Source organism: Streptomyces maremycinicus, from assembly GCF_001184025.1.
GTDB classification, from domain to species: Bacteria; Actinomycetota; Actinomycetes; order Streptomycetales; family Streptomycetaceae; genus Streptomyces; species Streptomyces maremycinicus.
Genome location: NZ_BBYG01000018.1, coordinates 125,359 through 149,174 on the forward strand (window position 1 = coordinate 125,359; position 23,816 = coordinate 149,174).

Here is a 23,816-nt window from a genome sequence, read left to right on the forward strand (position 1 = left end):
CGTGCGTGGGAGGACATCAAGTGACCAGTAGATCCTGGACGTTCAGGACGGCCTCGACGGTCGTCGCCCTTGCGGCGGCCTCGGCTACGTTCTCGGCGTTCGCCGTGGCACAGGCCGCCGACAACACCTCGGCGAAGGCCCCGGCGGTGGACCGGCAGGACCCTCAGCCGGCCAAGGCCAAGGAGCACGACTTCGACGGCCCGCTCAGCAAGACCCAGGAGGCGCAGCGCGAGGAGGCCCTGAAGCAGGTCATATCCGGTGAGGCCTCGGTCAAGGACCGGGACGGTTCGAAGGTCGTCCAGCTCAAGAGCCGCAAGGGCGACAGCAAGTACGTCGAGCTGGGCCGCGAGAAGACCGACAAGATCTTCACGATCCTCGTCGAGTTCGGCGACCAGGTCGACAGCCGCTACGGCGGCACGGCCGGCCCGCTGCACAACCAGATCGCCGCGCCGGACCGCACCAAGGACAACTCCACCGCCTGGCAGGCCGACTACAACCAGGCGCACTTCCAGGACCTGTACTTCGGCACCGGCGAGAACACCGAGTCGCTGAAGAAGTACTACGAGAAGCAGTCCTCGGGCCGCTACTCGGTCGAGGGCGAGGTGACCGACTGGGTCAAGGTCCCCTACAACGAGGCCCGGTACGGCTCCAACGACGCGTCCACCGGCGCCTGGTACGCGGTCCAGGACGGTGTCAACGCGTGGGTCGCCGAGCGTGAGGCGGCCGGTGCCACCGCCGCCGAGATCAAGGCGGAGCTGGCCGAGTTCGACCAGTGGGACCGCTACGACTACGACGGCGACGGCGACTTCAACGAGTCCGACGGCTACATCGACCACTTCCAGATCGTGCACGCCGGCGAGGACGAGTCCGCGGGCGGCGGCGCCCAGGGCGAGGACGCCATCTGGGCGCACCGCTGGTACGCCTTCGGCACCGACGCCGGCTCCACCGGCCCGGACACCAACAAGCTCGGCGGCACCCAGGTCGGCGACACCGGCATCTGGGTCGGCGACTACACCATCCAGCCGGAGAACGGCGGACTCGGCGTCTACGCCCACGAGTACGGCCACGACCTCGGTCTGCCGGACGAGTACGACACCTCCGGCGGCGGCGAGAACTCCACCGGCTTCTGGACCCTGATGTCCTCCGGTTCCTGGCTCGGCACCGGCAAGCAGGCCATCGGTGACCTGCCCGGCGACATGAACGCCTGGGACAAGCTCCAGCTGGGCTGGCTGGACTACGACGTCGCCGCGGCGGGCAAGAAGTCCACCCACACGCTGGGCGTCGCGGAGTACAACACCAAGAACGCCCAGGCCCTCGTGGTCCAGCTGCCGGAGAAGGAGGTCACCACCGAGGTGGTCGCCCCGGCCGAGGGCGCCACGCAGTGGTGGAGCGGCAGCGGTGACGACCTGCGCAACACCCTGACCCGCGCGGTCGACCTGACCGGCAAGACGTCGGCGTCGCTGTCCCTGGACGGCTGGTGGGACATCGAGCAGGACTACGACTACCTGTACACCGAGGTCTCCACCGACGGCTCCAACTGGACGCCGGTCGACGGCACTCTGGCCGACGGCAGCGCCATCCCGCGCGACGGCAGCGGCAAGCCCGCCCTCACCGGCACGGTCGACGCCTACCAGAAGCTGACCTTCCCGCTGAACGCCTACGCGGGCCAGAAGATCAGCGTCCGGTTCCGCTACGCCACCGACGGCGGCGTGGCCCAGAAGGGCTTCGCGGCCGACGAGATCACCGTGACGGCGGACGGCGCCACGCTCTTCGCCGACAACGCGGAGACCGCGGACCCGGCGTGGACGGCGGCAGGCTTCTCCCGCATCGGCGCGTCCATCACGGACGACTACGCGCAGTACTACATCGCCGAGAACCGCCAGTACGTGTCGTACGACAAGACCCTCCAGGTCGGCCCGTACAACTTCGGCTTCTCGACGACCCGCCCCGACTGGGTGGAGCACTACCCGTACCAGAACGGTCTGCTGATCTGGAAGTGGGACACCTCGCAGGCGGACGACAACACCAGCCAGCACCCGGGTGAGGGCCTGATCCTTCCGGTCGACTCGCACCCGACCGCGCTGAAGTGGGCGGACGGCTCCGTGATGAACGCCCGTCTCCAGAGCTTCGACTCGCCCTTCAGCCAGTACCGGACGGACGCGATCACGCTGCACAGGGCGGACGTCGCGGTCAAGATCAAGTCGCGCCCGGGTGTCCCGGTCTTCGACGACGGCAAGTCCACGTACTACGACGCCGCGACCCCGCTCGCGGGCGTCAAGGTCACTGACACCAACACCTCGATCAAGATCGTCAACGAGCCGCTCAGCGGCTCGACGATCACGGTGAAGGTTGGTCCGTCGACCAAGTAGTCGACGTTTGTGCAGGTCAGAAGCGTATCGGCGGCAACCCCCTGGCGGGTTGCCGCCGATCGTGTTTAGGTGCGTCCTGTGTTCTTCTTATTGACGCCGAACTCGATACCGACGCGCACGGGGGTGTGACCGCATGGCCGCAGGAGGCTTCTGCAAGCTGCCCGACGGCATGGTGGTGGTGGCGCTGAACCTGCCCAGCCCCACCGCCGGGGAGGGCCTGGCAGGCCCCTCCGCGGGCGTGCGCGTGCTGGTCCACGCCCAGAACCGGGCCCGGGCCCTGACCAGGCTCCGGAACCTGGGCCTGCGCGCCGTCTACCTGCGCGGCAACGCGGAGCCACCCACCCCGGACGAGGTCACGGCGGTGCTCCACCACCCGGACGGCCTGATCTGGCGCACGGCGCCGGGCAACGGCGTCCCGATCGGCGTCGTGGCCGTACCGGAGCTGTGGCGCCCCATCCGGTCGCTGCTGAGGCGCCCCGCGGCGGCGGCCTGAGCGTGGCGGCTGCGGCCTGAGCGTGGCCGCGGGAGCCTGAGCCCGGCGGCTGCGGCCCGGGTGTCGCGGTGGCGGTGCCGCGGGCGGGACGGGCGGGGCGGGGGCCTCAGTAGGCCTCGACCACCCGGACGTCCTCCTCGGTGACCACCGAGTCCACGATGCGGAACGAGCGGAACTGGAACTCGCCCCCGCCGTCCGTGTCCGCCGTCGACACCAGCACGTAGTGCGCGCCCGGCTCGTTCGCGTACGAGATGTCCGTGCGGGACGGGTACGCCTCCGTGGCCGTGTGCGAGTGGTAGATGATCACCGGGTCCTCGTCGCGGTCGTCCAGCTCGCGGTAGAGCTTGAACAGGTCGCCCGAGTCGAACTCGTAGAACGTGGGCGACATGGCCGCGTTCAGCATCGGGATGAAGCGTTCCGGGCGGTCCGTGCCCGCCGGACCAGCGACCACGCCGCAGGCCTCGTCGGGGTGGTCCTTGCGCGCGTGGGCGACGATCTGGTCGTGCAGGGCCTGGGTGATGGTCAGCATGGTCGCCAGGATAAGCAAAGGAAAAAGGGGCGCGCGAAGCGCGTCGGGCAGGGTGGTGGCGGGCGACGGGCGGGACGCTCCGTACCGGGGAGTGGTACGGAGCGTCCCGCGTCGCGGACGTCCTGAGCGGCTGCCGCAGGGGGCGCCACGAGTGCTCCCTGCGGCCGGACGTCCCGGGGATGGTCCTCCGGTCGGTCAGCCGACCTTCTCGAACTCCGGCTCGCGCCGCGCGGTGATCTCGGGGTTGCGGCCCTTCAGGACCAGCCAGCCGATACCGAGGGCGACCGCCCAGCCCGCCATCACGTAGAGGCAGACGCGGGAGTCGGCGTCGTAGGCGATCAGGCCGGTGACGAAGAGCAGGAAGGCGATGGCCACCCAGCTGAACGCCGAGCCGCCCGGGGCCGGGAAGGACGAGGCGGGCAGCCGGCCCGCGACGACCGCGCGGCGGTAGAGGACGTGGCTGATCAGGATCATCAGCCAGGTCCAGATGCCGGCCGCGGTGGCCACCGAGGTGACGTAGCCGAAGGCCTTCTCGGGGACGACGTAGTTCAGGATCACGCCGATGCCCATGAACAGGACCGAGACCGTGATGCCGAAGGCGGGGGTCTTCGTCGACGACAGCCTGCGGAAGACCGCGGGGGCCTCGCCGCTGTCGGCCAGGTTCCGCAGCATCCGGCCGGTGGAGTACATGCCCGAGTTGCAGGAGGACAGGGCCGCCGTCAGCACCACGAAGTTCACGATGCCGGCGCCCGCCGGGATGCCGATCTTCGCGAACGCGGCGACGAACGGGCTCACGCCGGGCGCGAACTCCGTCCACTTCACGACGCAGAGGATGACCGTGAGCGCGCCGACGTAGAACAGCGCGATCCGCCACGGCAGGGTGTTGATCGCCTTCGGGAGCGTCTTCTCCGGGTCCTGCGACTCGCCCGCCGTGACGCCGACCAGCTCGACCGCGAGGTAGGCGAACATGACGCCCTGGAGGGTCATCAGGGACGAGCCGACACCCTTGGGGAAGAAGCCGTCGAAGGCCCACAGGTTGGAGACCGCGGCCGTGTCGCCTGCGCTGCTGAAGCCGAAGGTGAGGACGCCGAGGCCGATGACGATCATGCCGATGAGCGCGGTGACCTTCACCATCGAGAACCAGAACTCCAGCTCACCGAAGAGCTTCACGGAGATCAGGTTGACCCCGAACAGGACCACCAGGAAGACCAGCGCGGTCACCCACTGGGGGACGGCCGGGAACCAGTAGTTGACGTAGATCGCGGCGGCCGTCAGCTCGGCCATGCCGGTGACGACCCACATCAGCCAGTACGTCCAGCCGGTGAAGTAGCCGAAGAACGGGCCGAGGAATTCGCGCGAGTACTCCGCGAAGGAACCCGAGACCGGGCGGTAGAGCAGCAGCTCGCCCAGCGCCCGCATGATGAAGAAGATGATCCCGCCCGCGAGGGCGTACATCAGGATGAGGCTGGGACCGGCCTTGGCGATGTTCGCCCCGGCGCCCAGGAAGAGCCCGACGCCGATGGCGCCGCCGATCGCGATCATCTGGACCTGGCGGCTGCCGAGTCCGCGCTCGTACCCCTCTTCGGGAGTGTCAGTGACAGCGGTGTCAGTGACCTTCTCAGAGGTCATGTGTGATGCGCCTTTCTCCATGCCGAACCGGGCCTCTCGTCGGCCTCGGATCGGGTTTCGATCCCCCCGGATAGATGGAGCGATGCCTGGCCGGCGATCAACCGGCTCGGTGGCGCACCCGGCCGAACGTGCGGGTGGTGTTCGCCGGGCGGTCGTGAAGATTTATCACGCCCGCAATATCGATCAGCCGGGCGTGCTGTGGCGCACGACACAAGAAGAAGCGGATGAACGAGACACAAAGAGGACACTCCCGGCCGTCGCGGTGACGCGATCGTTATCCGGATTTGAGCGTCCTCTGAGCGAACAAAAGTGCGGACGGACTAGGGCAGAAGGGTCGTCACCAGCGTCTCCTGGAGCCCGCCCAGCCACAGGTAGGCCATCACCATCGGCTTGCGCGGGTCGTCGTCCGGCAGCCGGTAGAGGAGGTCGGTGTCGTCCTCGTCGGTGATCTCCAGCCGGGAGCCGATCGCGAGCCGAAGGTCGTTCAGCGCGCGGAGCCACTGCTGGGACTGCGGCGGCGTCAGCTTCAGCACCGCCCCGCCCTCGCCGGCCGCCTCGGAGGCCAGCGCGTCCAGCGAGCGGACCACCGTGAGGGCGTTCTCGCGCTTGCCGGCCCGCAGATCGTTCTCGGTGAAGCGGCGGAACTCCGCGGAGTGGGCCTTCTGCTCGTCCGCCCGCCCGGGGCCCGGGGTGCCCTCGGGGTCGGTGTATGCGTCCGGGAAGAGGCGCCGCAGCACCGGGTCGGCGGGGGGTTCGCTCGGCCCCTCGGCGAACAGCTCGGCGAGCGGGTCGTCGGGGGCGTCCTCGGCGGGGCCGGGACCGATGAGCTCGAGGAGCTGCACGGCCAGCGACCGGATGATGGAGATCTCGACGTCGTCGAGCGCGACGGCCGCGCCGCCGCCGGGGAGCGGTTCGAAGTGTCCAGGCATAGGAGGGGAGGCTACTTCCGGTCCTGCTGGAGGGTGGCCCACAGGCCGTATCCGTGCATCGCCTGCACGTCGCGTTCCATCTCCTCGCGCGAACCGCTGGAGACGACCGCCCGGCCCTTGTGGTGAACGTCGAGCATGAGCTTGGTGGCCTTGTCCTTGGTGTACCCGAAGTACGACTGGAAGACGTACGTCACATAGCTCATGAGGTTGACCGGGTCGTTGTGGACGATCGTGACCCAGGGGACGTCCGGCTCGGGAACGGCGAAGACCTCGTCGGCTGACTCGGTGCGTTCGATCTCTAGGGGAGCGGGTGACGTCACAAGCCCATGCTGCCACGCATCCGGGAAATCGTCACACCGACGAAAAGGGAGTACCATCCATTGCCATGCTGCACATACCGGGGGACGACCCCCGGGCCCTCGGCCATGCCCTGGGTATCCGGAGAGTCACGGACTGGGTGAGGAAAGTGGACGTTGCGGACCTTGGGCTGCCGGTGGATGTTCCGTCGACGGCGCTCTTCACGGACCAGTACGAACTGACGATGCTCCAGGCCGCCCTGAAGGCGGGCACGGCCGACCGGCACAGCGTGTTCGAGGTCTTCACCCGACGCCTGCCGGAGGGCCGGCGCTACGGCGTCGTCGCCGGCACCGGACGCGTCCTGGACGCCGTCGAGAACCTCCGCTTCGACGCGGACGTCATCGGCTTCCTGCGCGAACGGAAGATCGTCGACGAGGAGACCCTGGAATGGCTCGCCGGATACCGCTTCTCGGGTGACATCTGGGGCTATCCGGAGGGCGAGGTCTACTTCCCGGGCTCGCCGATCATGCGCGTCGAGGGCTCCTTCGCCGAGTGCGTGCTCCTCGAGACCGTGATCCTCTCCGTCCTCAACCACGACTCCGCGATCGCGGCCGCCGCCTCCCGGATGTCCTCCGCCGCGGGCGAACGCCCCCTGGTCGAGATGGGCGCCCGCCGCACCCACGAACTGGCCGCGGTGGCCGCCGCCCGCGCCGCCTACGTCGGCGGCTTCGCCACCACCTCCGACCTGGCCGCCGGCTTCCGCTACGGCATCCCCACCGTGGGCACCAGCGCCCACGCCTTCACCCTCCTGCACGACAGCGAGCGGGACGCCTTCCGCGCCCAGGTCGACTCGCTCGGCCGGGGCACCACCCTGCTCGTGGACACGTACGACGTCGCCGAGGCCGTCCGCACGGCCGTCGAGATCGCCGGGCCCGAGCTCGGCGCCGTCCGCATCGACTCCGGTGACCTGCTCCTCGTGGCCCACCGGGTGCGCCAGCAGCTCGACGAGCTCGGCGCGACCGGCACCCGGATCATCGTCACCTCCGACCTCGACGAGTACGCCATCGCCTCTCTGGCCGCGGCCCCCGTCGACGCGTACGGCGTCGGCACCCAGCTGGTGACCGGTTCCGGGCACCCGACCTGCTCGATGGTCTACAAACTGGTCGCCCGCGCCACCTCCGCCGACCTCGAGGCGCCGCTGGTGCCGGTGGCGAAGAAGTCCTCCGGCGGCAAGACCTCCATCGGCGGCCGCAAGTGGGCGGCCCGCCGGCGCGACGCGCAGGGCGTGGCCGAGGCCGAGGTCGTCGGCACCGGGGACGTCCCCGCCGCCCTGGTCGACCACCAGCTCCTCGTGCAGCTGGTCAAGGGCGGCGAGGTCGTCGGCCGCGAGCCCCTGGACGCCGTCCGCGACCGCCACGCGGCGGCCCGCGCCGGCCTGCCCCTGTCCGCGACCCAGCTGTCGCGCGGGGAACCCGTCATTCCCACGGAGTATGTACAGGGCCTGTCGGGTAACTAGGGCGTGTGCCCGGCGAGCGCCGGGCGACGCCCCCTCCCGCGGGGCCGACAAAGTCTCTAGGCTCAATTACTTCACCCTCAGTCGAAGGACACCGACCATGCGCCGCGCCTTGATCGTCGTAGACGTGCAGAACGACTTCTGCGAGGGAGGCAGTCTCGCGGTGGCCGGCGGCGCCGACGTGGCGGCCGCCATCACCGAGCTGATCGGGCAGGCGCCCGCCGGATACCGGCATGTGGTGGCCACCCGTGACCACCACATCGCGCCCGGTGGCCACTTCGCCGACAACCCCGACTACGTGCACTCCTGGCCCGCGCACTGCGTGGCGGGCACGGAGGGCGTCGGCTTCCACCCCAACTTCGCGCCCGCCGTCGCCTCCGGCGCCATCGACGCCGTCTTCGACAAGGGCGCCTACGCGGCCGCGTACAGCGGCTTCGAGGGCGCCGACGAGAACGGCGCCACGCTGGGCGACTGGCTGCGGGACCGCCAGATCGACGAGGTGGACGTCGTCGGCATCGCCACCGACCACTGTGTACGCGCCACCGCCCTGGACGCGGCCCGCGCGGGCTTCCGCACCCAGGTCCTGCTGGACCTCACCGCCGGCGTGGCCAAGGAGAGCACCGACCGCGCCCTGGAGGAACTGCGCGCGGCCGGCGTGGAGCTGACGGGCAAGCCGGTCGTCTGATCCCGGCCGGGGCGCCGCCCGCCGGTTACCGTTTCCGTCAGGTGTACGCACAACTCGCCCCCACGGAGATGGTGTTGACGCAACGCTCGCACATACGGCGGCCCACGCTCGAAGACGTCGCCCGGCAGTCGGGGGTCTCGAAGTCCACCGTGTCCCGGGTGATCAACGGGGAGGCCAAGGTCCGCTCGGAGGTCGTCGACCGGGTCCGCCGCGTGATCTCCGAGCTGGGATACGTCCCCAACCAGGCGGCCAGGCAACTCGTCACCCACCGCACGAACGCCGTCGCCGTGGTCGCCGCCCAGCCCGAGAACCGGCTCTTCATCGACCCCTTCTTCGACCTCCTCCTGCGCGGCATCCGCCGGGAACTCGCGCAGCACGGCGCCCAGGCCGTCCTGCTGTTCCTGGAGGAACCCGACGACTACACCCGCGTGGCCGACTACCTCGGCGGCGGCCATGTCGACGGCGCCATCCTGTTCTCCCTGCGCCCCGGCGACCGGCTCGCCGAGATCGTCGACCGGCTCGGCCTCCCGGCCGTGTTCGGCGGCCGCCCGCTGCTGCGCGACGGCGACCCCGTCCGGCACGGCCAGGCCCATGTCGACGGCGACAACCGGGGCGGCGCCCGGCTGGCCGTCCGGCACCTGGTCTCCCTCGGACGGCGGCGGATCGCGACCGTCGCCGGGCCCTACGACCAGGAGAACTCCGCCGCGGACCGGCTGGCCGGGTACCGGGACGTACTGGGCGACGCCGGCCCGCCGCACCCCGACCTCGTGCAGCGGGCCGACTACACACGGCAGGGCGGCGCCGACGCCATGGCCGCGCTGCTGGACCGCCACCCCGACCTCGACGCCGTGTTCGTCGCCTCCGACCTCATGGCGTCCGGCGCCCTCCAGACCCTGCGCGAGCGCGGTCGCCGGGTCCCCGAGGACGTGGCCGTCGTCGGCTTCGACGACCTCACCTCGATCGCCGAGACGACCGACCCGCCGCTCACCACCGTCCACCAGGACACCGAGGAGATGGGCCGGCTGATGGCCAGACTGCTGCTCGCCCGGGAAGACGCGCCGGACGAACTCCCGGACGGGCCCTCCGTGATCGTCCCCACTCGCCTGGTGCGCCGCGCGTCGGCCTAGGCCGTGACCGCGAAGTCCCGCCCGGCTCGCGACGCCCGGCACGCACGCTCGCCCTTCGCACAGCCCGTGCTGCTTCGCGGACCCGACCCGGCGGCACGCGCACATCTCACCCTCCGGCCCCATACCGTCCGCGATGTGGGATCACATTCCAGGAGCCGGACCGGGAATCGATACGATGAGCCCATGGTTCTGAACGACGTGAGCGAGAAGACGCCGGGCGCACTGCTCGTGGCGCGGCTGCACGTCGACCTGTGCAGGCTCGCCAGCGCCATCTGTTGACCGACGCACCACCCGCCGCCGTACGGCCGTGAGCCGACCGGGGGTACCGCCCGCGCAGCCGAGCGTGGGGGAGCCACACGCACGAACCCGCGCCGCCCACACCTTCCGACAGGAGCCCTGAGCCATGGCCATCGAGGTCCGCATCCCCACCATCCTCCGCCAGTACACCGACGGTCAGAAGGCGGTGGAGGGCAACGGTGAGACCCTCGCCGACCTGTTCAACGACCTCGAGACCCGGCACGCGGGCATCCACGCCCGCATCGTGGACGGCGGAAAGCTGCGCCGCTTCGTCAACGTGTACCTGAACGACGAGGACGTCCGCTTCGTCGACGGCATCGACACCAAGCTGACCGACGGCGACACCGTGACCATCCTGCCGGCCGTGGCCGGCGGCATGGCCTGATCGGCCCCGAACCCCATGCGTTACGACTCCCCGCTGGCCGCGGTGGGCAACACCCCTCTGGTGCGCCTGCCGCGGCTCTCGCCGTCCGCCGATGTCCGTATCTGGGCGAAGCTGGAGGACCGCAACCCCACCGGCTCGGTCAAGGACCGCCCCGCCCTGCACATGGTCGAGCAGGCCGAGAAGGACGGCCGGCTCACCCCCGGCTGCACCATCCTGGAACCGACGAGCGGCAACACCGGCATCTCCCTCGCCATGGCGGCCAGGCTCAAGGGCTACCGCATGGTCTGCGTGATGCCCGAGAACACCTCGCAGGAGCGCCGGGAGCTCCTCGCCATGTGGGGCGCCGAGATCGTCCCCTCCCCGGCGGCCGGCGGTTCCAACACCGCGGTCCGCGTCGCCAAGGAGCTCGCGGCCGAGCACCCCGACTGGGTGATGCTCTACCAGTACGGCAACCCCGACAACGCGGGCGCCCACTACGCCACCACCGGCCCCGAGATCCTCGCCGACCTGCCGTCCGTCACCCACTTCGTGGCCGGCCTCGGCACCACGGGGACCCTGATGGGCGTCGGCCGTTACCTGCGCGAGAACAAGCCGGACGTGAAGATCGTCGCCGCCGAGCCGCGCTACGACGACCTGGTCTACGGTCTGCGCAACCTCGACGAGGGCTTCGTGCCCGAGCTGTACGACGCCTCGGTCCTCACCACCCGCTTCTCGGTCGGCTCCGCGGACGCCGTGACCCGCACCCGGGAACTCCTCCAGCAGGAGGGCATCTTCGCGGGCGTCTCCACGGGCGCCGCCCTGCACGCGGCGATCGGCGTCGGCAAGAAGGCGCTGAAGGCGGGGGAGAGCGCCGACATCGTGTTCGTCGTCGCGGACGGCGGCTGGAAGTACCTGTCCACGGGCGTCTACACCGCGGCCACCACGGAGGAAGCGATCGAGACCCTCCAGGGCCAGCTCTGGGCGTAGGGTTTCAGGTAGCCAGGTGACGGACCTGGTCCCACAGGACCGGGTCCACCACACCCACCCTGCGCCGGAAGTCGCTCACCCGGATCTGGCGCAGCTCGTCCGTCTCCAGGAAACTCGGCCGCCCCTGCGCGTCCCCCACGGCACCCGGCGGCAGCGGGATCACCCCGGCCCGCTCGTCGTGGTACTTGCTCGTGATCTTCGCGACGGTGGCGCGGTCACCGCGCACCATGAGCACCAGACACGGCCGGTCCTTCACTCCCGGGCCGTCCTCGAACGGCACGTCCGCCCACCAGATCTCCGCAGGCTGTGGACGGTCGGCGAAGCCGTGGCCCCGGGTCGGCCGGCCCGAAGGCCGCTCCGTCGTGCGCCCCGCCGCCCGGCCGGTCGTCCGGCCGGTCGTCCGGCCCGGCGGCCGGGTCCTGCGCCGCTTCGGCCGTCGTCCCCGCCCCCAGCCGTCCACCAGCGTCGCGACCAGCGCGAGCAGTATCACCGCCGCGAGCGCGAGCCACCAGGACGTGTCCATAGGACGACGTTACCGGCGCGCGAGGGCCACCGCGCGCCCCATCACCACTTCCCGTGCCCCCGGTCCAGCCGAACCGGTGACACCACAGGTGAGTTCCCCCACAACGGCCCCTGGCGGAGGAGCGACCCGGGGTTTTGCGCCTTACGCTCGACGCACCGCACGACCCCCGTCGCCCCATTTAACGATCATTCGTTCCCACGATCCGTCCCCCGGACCTCACCCGGTACTTCTCGGTTTCCCGCCAGCGGAGGTTTCGCCTTCATGAAGCTCACCGTCGTCGGCTGCTCGGGGTCGTTCCCGTCCGCGGAATCGGCCTGCTCGAGCTACCTCCTCGAGGCCGACGGCTTCCGGCTGCTTCTCGACATGGGCAACGGCGCCCTGGGCGAGTTGCAGCGCCACTGCGGTCTCTACGACCTCGACGCGATCTTCCTGAGCCATCTGCACGCCGACCACTGCATCGACATGTGCGCCTACTTCGTCGCGCGCTACTACCGCCACGACGGCGGCCGCTGCGACCCCATCCCGGTCTACGGCCCGGAAGGCACGGAGCACCGCCTGACCACGGCCTACGCCGACACCCCGTCGGCCTCCTCGATGAGCGAGGTCTTCGACTTCCACACGGTCAAGCCGTCCACCTTCGAGATCGGCCCGTTCACCGTGCACACCGAACGCGTGGCGCACCCGGTCGAGGCGTACGGCATCCGCGTCGAACACGGCGGCAGGTCGCTGACCTACTCCGGCGACACCGGTGTCAGCCCCGCGCTGGAGGACCTCGCCCGTGACACCGACCTCTTCCTGTGCGAGGCCGCGTTCACGCACGGCAAGGAGAACATCCCCGACCTGCACCTCAACGGCCGCGAGGCCGGCGAGACGGCGAACAGGGCGGGTGCGCGCAAGCTCGTCCTGACCCACATCCCGCCGTGGACGGACCCCCGGGTCAACCTGGCGGACGCCCGCGCGGTGTTCGACGGCCCGGTGGAACTGGCCGCGCCCCGGCTGACGTACGAGATCTAGCGCCGGCACCCCGCGCGACACGCGAAAGGCCCCCGGAGCGGTTCAGGGCTCCGGGGGCCTTTCGCATGCCTCACGGCAGCGGGCGTGGCGCGCGCCTACGCCTTGGTGAGGTCCTCGACCTCCTCCTCGGGCTCACGGCCCGGGGTGGGCAGGTTGAACTTCGTGATGGCGAACCGGAAGACGACGTAGTAGATCGCACCGAAGACGAGGCCGACCGGGATCATCAGCCAGGGCTTCGTGGAGATGCCCCAGTTGATGAGGACGTCGGTGAGGCCGGCCGAGAAGCCGAAGCCCATGTGAATGCCCAGCGCCCAGGTCACCGCCATGGAGAGTGCGGTGAGCACGGCGTGGATCGCGTACAGAACCGGGGCGATGAACATGAACGAGAACTCGATCGGCTCGGTCACGCCCGTGATGAACGAGGTCAGGGCCAACGACGTCATCATGCCCAGGACGGCCTTGCGGCGCTCGGGGCGGGCGGAGTGCGCGATGGCGAGGGCGGCGGCCGGCAGACCGAACATCATGATCGGGAAGAAGCCGGTCATGAACATACCGGCGGACGGGTCACCCGCGAAGAAGCGCGGCAGGTCACCGTGGAAGACAGTTCCGGCGGAGTTGGTGAAGTCGCCGATCTGGAACCAGGCCACGGAATTCACGAACTGGTGCATGCCGATCGGGATGAGCGCGCGGTTGATCAGACCGAAGAGGGCCGCACCGAAGGAGCCGAGACCGGTCATCCACTCGCCGAAGTTCGTGATCACGTCACCGATGGGCTGCCAGCCGACGACGACGAGCACACCCAGGGCCGTGCCGACGACGGCGGTGATGATCGGCACGAGCCGGCGGCCGTTGAAGAAGCCGAGCCAGTCGACGAGCTGCTTGCGGTGGTACCGCTGCCACAGAACCGCGGTCAGGAGACCGAGGATGATGCCGCCGAGCACGCCCGGATTCTGGAAGCTCGCGGTTGTCGCGGCCTCGGTGCCCTTCTGCCAGAAGCCGCCGAACAGTCCGGTCGCCGTGTAGGTGGCGCCCTGGTGGCCGTCCTCGATCGGGAACTGGTGGATCACCGCGTAGTAGGTGAGGAAGCTGACGACGGCGGCCAGCGCCGTCGAGCCGTCGGCCTTCTTGGCGAAGCCGATGGCCACACCTATACAGAACAGCAGGGGCAGGCCGAAGGAGCTGTCGAGCAGTGCACCGCCGGCTCCGGCGAACACCTTGGCGACGTCGGTCGGCAGGTGCAGCTTCTCCTGCACGTCCGGCTGGCCCAGGCGCAGGAGGAGGCCCGCCGCCGGCAGTACGGCGATGGGCAGCTGAAGGCTGCGTCCAACCTTCTGGAGGCCCTGGAAAAGGCCGGATCCCCACTTCTTCGAGGGGGCCGCCGTAGGCGCGGTGGCGGTGCTCATAGACTTCCTCCATCGGTGATGGTCTACACCACTCAGTGGTGTAGACCATGTTGTAGCACGGTGAAGGCGATATAAGGAACCCGTCAAACCTGCGACCGGAGCGCTACGCGCCGTGCCGGATCTTGACCCTTCTCCCCGCCCTGCGTGGGCACGCGAAAGGGCCCCCGGAATCGAATTCCGAGGGCCCTCGAGCCGTGCGGCGGCAGGCCGCCAAAGGCCTCCGCTCACGCCTTCGTGACGTCCTCCCGTTCCTCCTCCGGCTCACGGCCGGGGGTCTTCAGGTCGAACTTCGTGATCGCGAAACGGAAGATCGCGTAGTAGACGATGGCGAAGCCCAGGCCGATCGGGATGATGGCCCACGGCCGCGTCGCCAGGTTCCAGTTGATGACGTAGTCGATGAGCCCGGCGGAGAAGCTGAAACCGTCGTGCACCCCCAGCCCCCACGTCACCGCCATCGACGCCCCCGTCAGCACCGCGTGCACCGCGTACAGCAGGGGTGCCACGAACAGGAACGAGTACTCGATCGGCTCGGTGATACCCGTCACGAACGACGTCAGCGCCACCGACAGCATCAGACCGCCGACCTCCTTGCGGCGGGACGGCCTCGCGCAGTGCGTGATCGCCAGTGCCGCCGCGGGCAGCGCGAACATCATGATCGGGAAGAAGCCGGAGGTGAACTGCCCCGCGTCCGGGTCGCCCGCCAGGAACATGTTGATGTCACCGTGCACCACCGTGCCGTCCGGCTTCGTGAAACTGCCGAACTGGAACCAGATGGGCACGTTCAGGAACTGATGCAGACCGATCACCAGCAACGCCCGGTTCGCGACACCGAAGATGCCCGCACCCCACGCGTCCAGCCCGTCCAGCCAGTCGCTGAAACTCTCCAGGGCGTCACCGATGGGCGGCCACACCCACAGACACAGCGCGGCGAACGCGATCGCCACGAACGCCATGATGATCGGCACCAGCCGACGGCCGTTGAAGAAGCCCAGCCAGTCCACCAGCTTCGTACGGTGGTACCGCTGCCAGAAGAAGGCCGTCAGCAACCCCATGACGATCCCGCCGAAGACCCCCGGATTCTGGTAGGTGAACGCGCCCACCGTGCTGTCGGTCGCCTGGCACCCGATGTTCGGGATCACCTTCGACCCCGGCGCGCAGTCCTCCGGGAACTGCCGCAACACGTTGTAGTAGACGAGGAATCCGGCCACCGCCGCCAGCGCCGTCGAACCGTCCGACTTCTTCGCCATCCCGATGGCCACACCGATGCAGAACAGCAGCGGCAGCCCGAGGGAGCCGTCGAGCAGCGCCGCACCCGCACCCGCCATCACCTTCGCGACGTCCGTCCAGCCCAGCCCGTCGTCCCCGAACACATCGGGCTGGCCGAGCCTGTTGAGGATGCCCGCGGCCGGCAGCACCGCGATCGGGAGCTGAAGACTGCGCCCCATCTTCTGAAGACCCTGGAACGCGTTCTGCCAGCGTCGGCGTGCGGGGCTGATCTCGGTCTCGGCGCTCTCGGCACTCATCGTTTGGCGACCGCCTGTCAGGTGGTGTAGACCAGCTACGGACGATTGGACGATTGGGTTGCTACGACGTCATCACTGACGTCATCCTTCGGTACACCCGACACAATCGCTCGCGAAGTTGGGCCAACTGTGGGTTACTGCGACAAAGCGGTTCACATCGCGGTTCGCATCAGGGAATTCAGGGAGACGGAACATGGCCACCAAGGCTGAGAAGATCGTCGCCGGACTCGGCGGCCTCGACAACATCGAAGAGATCGAAGGCTGCATCACCCGGCTGCGCACCGAGGTCAACGACGCCTCGCTCGTCGACGAGGCCGCCCTGAAGGCCGCCGGCGCCCACGGCGTCGTCAAGATGGGCACCGCGATCCAGGTCGTCATCGGCACGGACGCCGACCCGATCGCCGCGGAGATCGAAGACATGATGTGAGCCCCCGCGCTCACCGCTGAGGGTTCACATCCGGGAACCCGCTCATGAGGGGCTCCTCCCGTCACCAGGGGAGGAGCCCCTCGTGCGGGTGCGGCTAGGCTCAGCGCCATGTCTCGAATCGACGGCCGCACCCCCGAACAGCTCCGCCCCGTCACCATCGAACGCGGCTGGAGCAAGCACGCCGAGGGCTCCGTCCTCGTCTCCTTCGGCGACACGAAGGTCTTCTGCACCGCCTCCGTGACGGAAGGCGTCCCCCGCTGGCGCAAGGGCAGCGGCGAGGGCTGGGTCACCGCGGAGTACTCCATGCTCCCCCGCGCCACCAACACCCGCGGCGACCGCGAGTCCGTCCGCGGCAAGATCGGCGGCCGCACCCACGAGATCTCCCGCCTCATCGGCCGCTCCCTGCGCGCGGTGATCGACTACAAGGCGCTGGGCGAGAACACCATCGTCCTCGACTGCGACGTACTCCAGGCCGACGGCGGCACCCGTACCGCGGCCATCACCGGCGCGTACGTCGCCCTGGCCGACGCCATCACCTGGGCCCAGGGCAAGAAGCTCGTCAAGGCCGGCCGCCAGCCGCTCACCGGCACGGTGTCCGCGGTCTCGGTCGGCATCGTCGGAGGCGTCCCGCTCCTCGACCTCCGCTACGAGGAGGACGTCCGCGCCGAGACCGACATGAACGTCGTCTGCACCGGCGACGGCCGCTTCGTCGAGGTCCAGGGCACCGCCGAGGCCGAGCCGTTCGCCCGCGAGGAACTCAACTCCCTGCTGGACCTGGCCGTCCTGGGCTGCACGGAACTCACTGTCCTCCAGCGCGCGGCACTTGATACGGTCCTCGAAAAGTAAAGAGAACCCCAAGCGGGACGGCGGGCGGGAGCAACCACCCCGCCCGTTCCCGCGTCTTGGGCAGTACGCAGGTCAACGGGGGCCTCCTGGGCCTGACAAGGGGAGGAACACACTTATGTCCACGGCCGCGAGCCGACGCCCGCAGCGGCGTCGCCGTACCGTCATAGCCGCCACCACGGCGGCCGTCGCCCTCACGGTGGGGCTGACGGTGACCGGCTGCGACGCAGTCAACAAGGCCCTGGACTGCGTCCAGACCGCCGACTCCATCGCCGACAGCGTCACCGACCTCCAGCAGGCCGTGGAGAACGCCGCGAACGACCCCACGCAGACGCGGGAATCGCTGACCTCCATCGAGAACAACCTCGACAAGATAGGCGACAAGACGGACAACACCGACGTCAACAAGGCGGTCGACGACCTCCGGGAAGCCGTCACCAACGTCCGCACGGCCGTCGAGAACGGCGACAACACCCCCGACCTCAGCCCCGTCACGGACGCGGCGGGCGAACTGACCAAGGTCTGCACCCCGTAGGCCCGGGCCGGCCGCGGCGCCGGGATACTGGGGGGCATGACCCGCCTGATCCTCGCCACCCGCAACGCCGGAAAGATCACCGAACTGAGGTCGATCCTCGCCGACGCAGGTCTGCCCCACGACCTCGTCGGCGCGGACGCCTACCCCGACATCCCCGACGTCCGGGAAACCGGCGTCACCTTCGCCGAGAACGCCCTCCTCAAGGCCCACGCCCTCGCCCGGGCCACCGGCCTCCCCGCGGTCGCCGACGACTCCGGCCTCTGCGTCGACGTCCTCAACGGCGCCCCCGGCATCTTCTCGGCCCGCTGGTCCGGCAAGCACGGCGACGACCAGGCCAACCTGGACCTGCTCCTGGCCCAGCTCTCCGACATCGCCGACGAGCACCGCGGCGCCCACTTCGCCTGCGCGGCGGCCCTGGCCCTCCCCGACGGCACGGAACGCGTGGTCGAGGGCCGGCTGAAGGGCGTGCTGCGCTTCGCCCCGGAGGGCACGAACGGCTTCGGCTACGACCCGATCCTCCAGCCGGACGGCGAGACCCGCACCTGCGCGCAACTGACGCCCGCGGAGAAGAACGCCATCAGCCACCGGGGCAAGGCGTTCCGAGGACTGGTACCGGTGGTGCGGGAGCTGCTGGGCTGAACCATGGAAGAGGGGCCGCCTGGTCGGGCGGCCCCGCTCTTCGCGTGCGGCCGGTGGGACTCGAACCCACACGGGTGTGAACCCACTGGGACCTAAACCCAGCATGACTGCCAAATTCCATCACGGCCGCTCGATATCGGTCATCATGCTCGACCGGCGGCCCTCAGTGTACGGGCCTGCCGGGTCACCGGGCGAGTGGGACTCTGCCCTTCCGCCGACACCACGTCGCGGTCAGCGCATGGCAATTGGGGCAGAGCTAGCGCAGGTTTTCCCTGCGGTTGTCCCGCCATTCGCCGTTGACATGGTCGATCTGCAAGGTGATCGGGCGGCTGCGCCACTCGCCGGGGTTGCCGCACTCCGCACACGCGTACGGCACCCCGATTTCCGTCAGCGCCCGATGAAGCACGGCCCTGTTCGTTCGCCCGGCTTGCTCCGGCAGGACGACCAGCACGCGCTGCGCGCTCGGCGGAGGCGCGGGGCGCTCGGGCCGCCCCCAGGACCGGCGCGTGAAGTGGCCGGTGTCGAGATTCAGGCGGAAGGCGGCGCGTCGTACCCGCCGGTGATTCGTGTCGTTGACGTCCAGGCCGAGTCCACGCATGACGTCGGCATAGCTGGTGCAGGTCTGTACGAGCCTCCGCAGCGAGTCCTCGGGAATCGTCGCCCGGCGATGGGAGAAGTGGCCGACGTCGATGTGCTGGGTCGCCAACATGCGGCTCGGCGTCGCGCGGGATCGGCTGTCATCGGGGACACCCAGTGCTCGTGCCACGGCCCGCACGCTCGTGGCCGTGACTGCGGATTTCTTCCGGAGTGAAGGGCAGGTCCAGGTCGGCACGGTCGATGCCGGGAAAATGGCTGATGTCGATACCAGCAGCTTCGATGCGGCGTCGGATATGGGAGAGCGTCCCTGTGGCCGGGGCGGCGCCGAGTTTCAGGGCGACTTCCCGTAGTGAGGAGGATGAGGAAGCGGCTTCCGCGATGGCGGCGTCAGGATATTCACGCCACGGGCTGCACTTGGCGAAATGGCTCGTATCGAGACCGTGTCGTGTGACGTGCTCCTGCAACACCCGGCGTTGGCCGCCACTCGGACGAAGGCCGCGCTGCCGCATCAGATCGACCCAGTTGCGCGCCTCGGCGACCGCCGGCATGAGCCGTTCCCTGCTGTATGCGTCCGATCGTCCGGCTGTGCCCCGCACGTCCGTACCCCCTCCGTCCCCGACCGCCCGTTCGTGGTCTCGTACGGAGTAACGAATCGCTTATCGGACAGTCACGCCCGGAACGGAGGAGCGGCCCGTGTCGGGGGTTCTCGACGCGGGCCGCTCGGTGATGGAGGAAAGGGCCGTCAGATGCCCAGGTCCTTGATGATCTTGGCTACGTGGCCGGTGGCCCGGACGTTGTACAGGGCTCGCTCGACCTTGCCCTGTTCGTCGACCACGACGGTGGAGCGGATGACGCCCAGGTAGGTCTTGCCGTAGTTCTTCTTCTCGCCGTACGCCGCGTAGGCCTCGGTGACGGTGTTGTCGGGGTCGGCCAGGAGGGTGACCTTCAGGGATTCCTTGTCCCGGAACTTGCCCAGCTTCTCGGGGCTGTCGGGGGAGATGCCGATGACGTCGTACCCGGCGCCGGCCAGGAGTTCCAGGTTGTCCGTGAAGTCACAGGCCTGCTTCGTGCAGCCGGGGGTAAGCGCGGCGGGGTAGAAGTAGACGATGACCTTGCGGCCCTTGTGGTCCGACAGGGAGACCTGGTTGCCGTCGGCGTCGGGGAGGGTGAAGGCGGGGGCCACGTCCCCGGGCTGGAGTCGCTCGCTCATCGGGCCAGCGTAACCGGGGGTCCTGACAGTGCGGCGGCGGGCGGAGCTGACAGACTGTCCAGAACAAGACACAGCTGACTTCGGAGGCCTTACCGTGGCGGAGACGTCGGACACCAGAACCCCGGCGCAGATCGAGGCGGACATCCGGGCCCGCCGCGAGGTGCTGGCGGAGACGCTGGACGAGATCGGGGTGCGGGTGCACCCGAAGACCATCGTCGGGGACGCCAAAGCCAAGGTCGTCGCCAACGTCGACCACACGCTCGGGAAGGCCTATGTCCAGGTCAACCGTGCCGTGAGCGAGGTACGGGCGCAGTTCGTGGACGAGGAGGGCGCGCCCCGGCTGGAGCGGGTCGTGCCGGTGGCGCTGGTCGTGGTCGCCGTCGTGGGGCTGCTCACGTTCGGTGGACGGCGCCGCAAGGGCTGATCCCCCGCATTCCCGCCGTGTCTCCCCGGGGTAGGTTCAGTGCTGTGAGCGCCAAGAGAGACGACCTGAGTACCACGCACGACAAGCTGCCCATCCGGATGCTGCACGACCGTGTGCTCGTGAAGCAGGAGACCGGCGAGGGTGAGCGGCGTTCGGGTGGCGGCATTCTGATCCCCGCCACCGCGGCCGTCGGTCGCCGGCTGGCGTGGGCGCAGGTCGTCGCGGTGGGACAGAACGTGCGGACCGTGGAGCCGGGTGACCGGGTCCTGTACGACCCCGAGGACCGTGCGGAGGTCGAGGTGCGGGGTGTCGCGTATGTGCTGATGCGGGAGCGCGATCTGCATGCCGTGGCGGCCGACCGGTTCGAGGGTTCGGAGGACTCGACCGGGCTGTACCTGTGAAGTAGTGGGCGAAAAGGGCTGGTGACCATGGTCACCAGCCCTTTTGTCGTTTCTTTGCTACGTTGGGAAGGAGCCCGACGAGACGCGCCGTACCGGGACGAAGGAAAAGACGACGCATCGCTGTGTCAGTGCGTTCGCGTTCGCGTCTCGGAGGTGCCTTCCCATGGCCTGGGTTCTGCTCGTCGTCGCCGGTCTGCTGGAAGTCGGCTGGTCGGTCGGGATGAAGTACACGGACGGCTTCACCCGGCTCGTCCCGAGTCTGTTCACCGGCGCCGGCATCGTCACCAGCATGCTGCTGCTGTCGTACGCCGCCCGCTCCCTGCCCATCGGTACCGCCTATGGCGTATGGGTGGGGATCGGGGCCGCGGGTGCGGCGGTGGTCGGCATGGTGGTGCTGGGGGAGCCGGCGACCGCCGCCCGGATCTTCTTCGTGTGCCTGCTGCTGGTCGCCGTGGTGGGGCTCAAGGCGACCGGCGGTCACTGAGGGGCACGTCAGTCCCAGCCGGCGGCCGTCAGCTGGGGTCCCGTCGTCGTGCCGACCGAGTTGCCGGTGTCTCCGGTCGTGCCGTCAGTGGTGCCGGTGGATGTGCCGCCGTCGGTGGTGCCGGAGCTGGTGCCGGAGGTCGTTCCGTTGCTCGACGTGCCGCCGTCGGTGGTGCCGGTCGATGTGTTGCCGCTGGTCGTGCCGCCGTCGGTGGTGCCGGAGGTGGTGCTTCCGGTGGTGCCGCCGGTGGTGGTGCCGCCGGTCTGCCCCTGGGTCTGTCCCTGCGTCTGGCCCTTGGTGCTGTCGGCGCTCGGCGAGCTGCCGTCGGTCTCGTCGTCGGTGGGCTCGTCCTCGGAGGGCGGGGCCGAGGGGTAGGCGGACTGCTCGCCGCCCTCCTGGATCTGGAGGTTGAAGTCCGAGGCCGGTGTCCCCTTCAGGGCGTTCTTGGTGAACTGCGCCCAGATCTCGGTCGGCGCGCCGCCGCCGTTGATGCGGGGCAGGCCCATGGCGCCCTTGAGGGACTTGTGGGCGGCGGTCTGCGGGTCCTGGCCCATGACCGCGACGACGGTGGCCAGGTCGGGGGTGTAGCCGGCGAACCAGGCCGCGGTGTCCTCCTCGGCGGTGCCGGTCTTGCCGGCGGCGGGCCGGTCGGCGGCGAGGGCCGCGGTGGCGGTGCCGTTCTGGACGACGCTGCGCAGGACCGAGGTGGTGGTGTCGGCGGCCTCGCGGCTGACGACCTGGGAGGACTTCCGCTCGGGCAGGTCCACGACGTCGGCGCCGTCCTTGGTGACCTTCTCGATCAGGGTGTACGTGCCGTGCTTGCCGTGGTTGGCGAGGGTGGCGTAGGCCTCGGCCATGTCCAGGACGCTCGCGGTGGCGGTGCCGAGGGCGATGGAGGGGTAGGGCTGGAGGTCGGGGGTGTCGGTCGGCAGGCCGAGCGCGATCGCGGTCTGCTTGACCTTCGCGGGGCCGACGTCGACGGCCATCTGCGCGTACACCGAGTTCACCGACTTGTCGGTGGCGGTGCGCACGTCGATGTTGCCGTAGTTGACGTAGTCCTCGTTCTCGGGGGCGTAGGTGCCGCCGCTCCAGCCCTGGATGGGCCGCTTGTTGGTGCCGTCGTAGATCGTGTTGGGGGTGATCTGGCGGCCGTCCTGGGTCTCGGAGCCGTTCTCGACGGCCGAGGTGAAGACGAAGGGCTTGAAGGTGGAGCCGACCTGGAAGTCCTGGCGGGTGGCGTTGTTGGTGTACTGCTTGATGTAGTCGATGCCGCCGTACAGGGCGAGGACCTTGCCGGTCTTGGGTTCGACGGCGGCGCCGCCCGCGCGGACGTAGGTGTCCACCTTGCGGTTCTTCTTGTCGAGCTTCTTCATCAGCTTGTCGTTGACCGCGTCGACGAAGGCGTTCTGCTTCTTCTTGTCGATGGTGGTGGTGATGCGGTAGCCGCCGGAGTCGAGCTCGTCCTGGGTGACGATCTTGTTGTCGCGCAGGTAGTCCTTGATCGCGTTGACGAGGTAGCCGCGCTGTCCGGACATGCCGGTGTCGGCGCCGGAGGTCTCCTTGACCGCGGGGAACTTCATGCCGGTGCGCGCGGACTCGTCGAGCCAGCCCTTGGTGACCATGCCGTCGAGGACGTAGTTCCAGCGGGCCTCGGCCGCGGCCTTGTTCTCGGGGTGGGCGATGATGTCGTACTCGCTGGGCGCGTTGACCAGCGCGGCGAGGTAGGCGCCCTGGGCCGGGGTGAGCTCGGCGGCCTCGATGCCGAAGTAGGCCTTGGCGGCGGCCTGCATGCCGTAGGCGTTGCGGCCGAAGTAGCTGGTGTTGAGGTAGCCCTCGAGGATGTCGTCCTTGGAGGTCTCGCGGTCCAGCTTGATGGAGATGAAGAACTCCTTCACCTTGCGGGTGACGGTCTGTTCCTGCGCGAGGTAGTAGTTCTTCACGTACTGCTGGGTGATCGTGGAGCCGGACTGCTTGCCCTTGCCGGTGGCGGTGTTCCAGCCGGCCCGCAGCATCGCCTTGGGGTCGATGGCGGACTCGGTGTAGAAGTCGCGGTCCTCGGCGGCCAGGACGGCGTGCTGGGCGTCCTTGGAGATCTGGGAGAGGTCGACGTTCTCACGGTTGACGGTGCCGTCGCGGGCGATCTCGGTGCCGTCGGCGTAGAGGTAGACGTTGGACTGCTTGGTGGCGAGCGCGTTGGCCGGAGGGATCTTGACCATGGAGTAGCCGAGGACGAAGAGTCCGGCGACGACCAGGACGCCGAGGACGAACGTGCCGAGCACCATCCGCCAGGTGGGCAGGAGCCGGCGCAGTCCGGTGCGCTTGGGTCGCTTCATCTTCTTGCCTTCCTGGCCACTTCCTCCGTCACCCGCCTCGGGGGCTCCGGGTGCCGAGCCCTCGGTGGGCTGCTGCGGCTGTGGCTCGTCACTCATGTGCTGCTGGACTCCTTTCGCGTCGTACGTTCCCGTACGCCTCGTAAGCCTCGTACGCCTTCTGCGTCCCTTGTTGAAGACTCTCGCACCAAGCGTTCCGTTCCCGACAATCGGCGCGCGTTCGGTCACATGCCGTGCCCGGAAA

General features: G+C 69.3%; 27 protein-coding genes, 1 tRNA gene and 1 riboswitch. Of the genes, 16 read left to right on the top strand and 12 right to left on the bottom strand.

Annotation, left to right across the window (positions count from 1 at the left end; all coding sequences use genetic code 11):
• Positions 1–20 precede the first annotated feature (20 nt).
• Both AOQ37_RS27755 and AOQ37_RS27760 read left to right on the top strand, forming a co-directional pair.
• A complete protein-coding gene (locus tag AOQ37_RS27755; protein ID WP_062648037.1) occupies positions 21–2,369 on the top strand; it encodes an immune inhibitor A domain-containing protein in 2,349 nt (782 codons plus the stop codon).
• A gap of 133 nt (positions 2,370–2,502) precedes the next feature.
• Complete coding sequence (locus tag AOQ37_RS27760; RefSeq protein WP_062648039.1) at positions 2,503–2,862, top strand: hypothetical protein; 360 nt, start codon at positions 2,503–2,505, stop codon at positions 2,860–2,862.
• A 106-nt stretch (positions 2,863–2,968) separates the two neighbouring features.
• Here the strand turns inward: AOQ37_RS27760 and AOQ37_RS27765 are convergent, their stop codons facing one another.
• The 4 genes from AOQ37_RS27765 to clpS all read right to left on the bottom strand — a co-directional run bounded on the left by AOQ37_RS27765 (position 2,969) and on the right by clpS (position 6,326).
• Positions 2,969–3,391 carry a M67 family metallopeptidase gene (locus tag AOQ37_RS27765; RefSeq protein WP_062648041.1) on the bottom strand — a complete coding sequence of 141 codons (423 nt, stop codon included), beginning with the start codon at positions 3,389–3,391 and terminating at the stop codon, positions 2,969–2,971.
• Positions 3,392–3,586: 195 nt separating this feature from the next.
• Positions 3,587–5,020 carry an amino acid permease gene (locus tag AOQ37_RS27770; RefSeq protein WP_062648043.1) on the bottom strand — a complete coding sequence of 478 codons (1,434 nt, stop codon included), beginning with the start codon at positions 5,018–5,020 and terminating at the stop codon, positions 3,587–3,589.
• A 320-nt stretch (positions 5,021–5,340) separates the two neighbouring features.
• Positions 5,341–5,949, bottom strand: coding sequence for a DUF2017 domain-containing protein (locus AOQ37_RS27775; RefSeq protein WP_062648045.1), 609 nt, complete (start codon positions 5,947–5,949; stop codon positions 5,341–5,343).
• 11 nt (positions 5,950–5,960) lie between these two features.
• The gene (gene clpS, locus AOQ37_RS27780) at positions 5,961–6,326 is read right to left on the bottom strand and encodes an ATP-dependent Clp protease adapter ClpS (RefSeq protein ID WP_062648047.1); all 366 of its coding nucleotides are present in this window, start codon (positions 6,324–6,326) and stop codon (positions 5,961–5,963) included.
• Positions 6,327–6,415: 89 nt separating this feature from the next.
• Here clpS and AOQ37_RS27785 point away from each other — a divergent pair, with 89 nt between their 5' ends.
• The 6 genes from AOQ37_RS27785 to AOQ37_RS27805 all read left to right on the top strand — a co-directional run bounded on the left by AOQ37_RS27785 (position 6,416) and on the right by AOQ37_RS27805 (position 11,219).
• Positions 6,416–7,762 (top strand): nicotinate phosphoribosyltransferase, encoded by a 1,347-nt coding sequence (locus AOQ37_RS27785; RefSeq protein ID WP_062648049.1) that lies wholly within the window; start codon positions 6,416–6,418, stop codon positions 7,760–7,762.
• Positions 7,763–7,859: 97 nt separating this feature from the next.
• Positions 7,860–8,444, top strand: coding sequence for an isochorismatase family protein (locus AOQ37_RS27790; protein ID WP_062648051.1), 585 nt, complete (start codon positions 7,860–7,862; stop codon positions 8,442–8,444).
• A gap of 68 nt (positions 8,445–8,512) precedes the next feature.
• Positions 8,513–9,571: a LacI family DNA-binding transcriptional regulator gene (locus tag AOQ37_RS27795; protein WP_062648053.1), complete on the top strand. Its 1,059-nt coding sequence runs from the start codon at positions 8,513–8,515 to the stop codon at positions 9,569–9,571.
• A 183-nt stretch (positions 9,572–9,754) separates the two neighbouring features.
• On the top strand, positions 9,755–9,850 hold the full coding sequence (locus AOQ37_RS42180; protein ID WP_020132206.1) for a putative leader peptide: 96 nt from the start codon (positions 9,755–9,757) through the stop codon (positions 9,848–9,850).
• 124 nt (positions 9,851–9,974) lie between these two features.
• Positions 9,975–10,253 (top strand): MoaD/ThiS family protein, encoded by a 279-nt coding sequence (locus tag AOQ37_RS27800; RefSeq protein ID WP_062648055.1) that lies wholly within the window; start codon positions 9,975–9,977, stop codon positions 10,251–10,253.
• Between the two features lie 15 nt (positions 10,254–10,268).
• Complete coding sequence (locus tag AOQ37_RS27805; protein WP_062648057.1) at positions 10,269–11,219, top strand: PLP-dependent cysteine synthase family protein; 951 nt, start codon at positions 10,269–10,271, stop codon at positions 11,217–11,219.
• A 4-nt stretch (positions 11,220–11,223) separates the two neighbouring features.
• On the opposite strand, the gene AOQ37_RS27810 is transcribed toward AOQ37_RS27805, so the two are convergent.
• Complete coding sequence (locus tag AOQ37_RS27810; RefSeq protein ID WP_062648059.1) at positions 11,224–11,742, bottom strand: type II toxin-antitoxin system PemK/MazF family toxin; 519 nt, start codon at positions 11,740–11,742, stop codon at positions 11,224–11,226.
• Positions 11,743–12,003: 261 nt separating this feature from the next.
• Between AOQ37_RS27810 and AOQ37_RS27815 the strand changes: the two genes are divergently transcribed.
• The gene (locus AOQ37_RS27815; RefSeq protein ID WP_062648060.1) at positions 12,004–12,756 is read left to right on the top strand and encodes an MBL fold metallo-hydrolase; all 753 of its coding nucleotides are present in this window, start codon (positions 12,004–12,006) and stop codon (positions 12,754–12,756) included.
• Positions 12,757–12,851: 95 nt separating this feature from the next.
• Here AOQ37_RS27815 and AOQ37_RS27820 read toward each other — a convergent pair whose 3' ends face one another.
• Positions 12,852–14,159 carry a PTS transporter subunit EIIC gene (locus tag AOQ37_RS27820; protein WP_062648062.1) on the bottom strand — a complete coding sequence of 436 codons (1,308 nt, stop codon included), beginning with the start codon at positions 14,157–14,159 and terminating at the stop codon, positions 12,852–12,854.
• 224 nt (positions 14,160–14,383) lie between these two features.
• Positions 14,384–15,682 carry a PTS transporter subunit EIIC gene (locus tag AOQ37_RS27825; protein ID WP_062648064.1) on the bottom strand — a complete coding sequence of 433 codons (1,299 nt, stop codon included), beginning with the start codon at positions 15,680–15,682 and terminating at the stop codon, positions 14,384–14,386.
• Between the two features lie 193 nt (positions 15,683–15,875).
• Between AOQ37_RS27825 and AOQ37_RS27830 the strand changes: the two genes are divergently transcribed.
• From AOQ37_RS27830 to rdgB, 4 genes are all read left to right on the top strand, one after another.
• Positions 15,876–16,109, top strand: a complete 234-nt coding sequence (locus AOQ37_RS27830) for a PTS sugar transporter subunit IIB (RefSeq protein WP_020132213.1) — start codon at positions 15,876–15,878, stop codon at positions 16,107–16,109.
• 108 nt (positions 16,110–16,217) lie between these two features.
• Entirely contained in the window at positions 16,218–16,955 is a 738-nt protein-coding gene (gene rph, locus AOQ37_RS27835) for a ribonuclease PH (RefSeq protein WP_062648066.1), read from the top strand.
• A gap of 115 nt (positions 16,956–17,070) precedes the next feature.
• Complete coding sequence (locus AOQ37_RS27840; protein ID WP_062648068.1) at positions 17,071–17,487, top strand: hypothetical protein; 417 nt, start codon at positions 17,071–17,073, stop codon at positions 17,485–17,487.
• 36 nt (positions 17,488–17,523) lie between these two features.
• Positions 17,524–18,126, top strand: coding sequence for an RdgB/HAM1 family non-canonical purine NTP pyrophosphatase (rdgB, locus tag AOQ37_RS27845; protein WP_062648070.1), 603 nt, complete (start codon positions 17,524–17,526; stop codon positions 18,124–18,126).
• Positions 18,127–18,171: 45 nt separating this feature from the next.
• Here rdgB and AOQ37_RS27850 read toward each other — a convergent pair.
• The 4 genes from AOQ37_RS27850 to bcp form a co-directional block, all read right to left on the bottom strand.
• Positions 18,172–18,256 (bottom strand) — tRNA-Leu (locus tag AOQ37_RS27850).
• Positions 18,257–18,382: 126 nt separating this feature from the next.
• Positions 18,383–18,892: an HNH endonuclease gene (locus tag AOQ37_RS27855; RefSeq protein WP_234437018.1), complete on the bottom strand. Its 510-nt coding sequence runs from the start codon at positions 18,890–18,892 to the stop codon at positions 18,383–18,385.
• Entirely contained in the window at positions 18,864–19,271 is a 408-nt protein-coding gene (locus AOQ37_RS41485; RefSeq protein WP_234437019.1) for a hypothetical protein, read from the bottom strand. The genes AOQ37_RS27855 and AOQ37_RS41485 overlap by 29 nt, the downstream gene beginning before the upstream one ends.
• Before the next feature lie 194 nt (positions 19,272–19,465).
• On the bottom strand, positions 19,466–19,933 hold the full coding sequence (bcp, locus tag AOQ37_RS27860; RefSeq protein WP_062648072.1) for a thioredoxin-dependent thiol peroxidase: 468 nt from the start codon (positions 19,931–19,933) through the stop codon (positions 19,466–19,468).
• Between the two features lie 94 nt (positions 19,934–20,027).
• Here bcp and AOQ37_RS27865 point away from each other — a divergent pair, with 94 nt between their 5' ends.
• The 3 genes from AOQ37_RS27865 to sugE all read left to right on the top strand — a co-directional run bounded on the left by AOQ37_RS27865 (position 20,028) and on the right by sugE (position 21,242).
• Positions 20,028–20,357: a DUF3618 domain-containing protein gene (locus AOQ37_RS27865; RefSeq protein WP_057600388.1), complete on the top strand. Its 330-nt coding sequence runs from the start codon at positions 20,028–20,030 to the stop codon at positions 20,355–20,357.
• A 98-nt stretch (positions 20,358–20,455) separates the two neighbouring features.
• Complete coding sequence (locus tag AOQ37_RS27870; protein WP_372481747.1) at positions 20,456–20,758, top strand: GroES family chaperonin; 303 nt, start codon at positions 20,456–20,458, stop codon at positions 20,756–20,758.
• A 51-nt stretch (positions 20,759–20,809) separates the two neighbouring features.
• Positions 20,810–20,877, top strand: a riboswitch (guanidine-III (ykkC-III) riboswitch).
• A 44-nt stretch (positions 20,878–20,921) separates the two neighbouring features.
• Complete coding sequence (sugE, locus tag AOQ37_RS27875) at positions 20,922–21,242, top strand: quaternary ammonium compound efflux SMR transporter SugE (protein WP_062648074.1); 321 nt, start codon at positions 20,922–20,924, stop codon at positions 21,240–21,242.
• Positions 21,243–21,250: 8 nt separating this feature from the next.
• Here sugE and AOQ37_RS27880 read toward each other — a convergent pair whose 3' ends face one another.
• Positions 21,251–23,671, bottom strand: coding sequence for a transglycosylase domain-containing protein (locus tag AOQ37_RS27880; protein WP_062648076.1), 2,421 nt, complete (start codon positions 23,669–23,671; stop codon positions 21,251–21,253).
• Between the last annotated feature and the right edge of the window lie 145 nt (positions 23,672–23,816).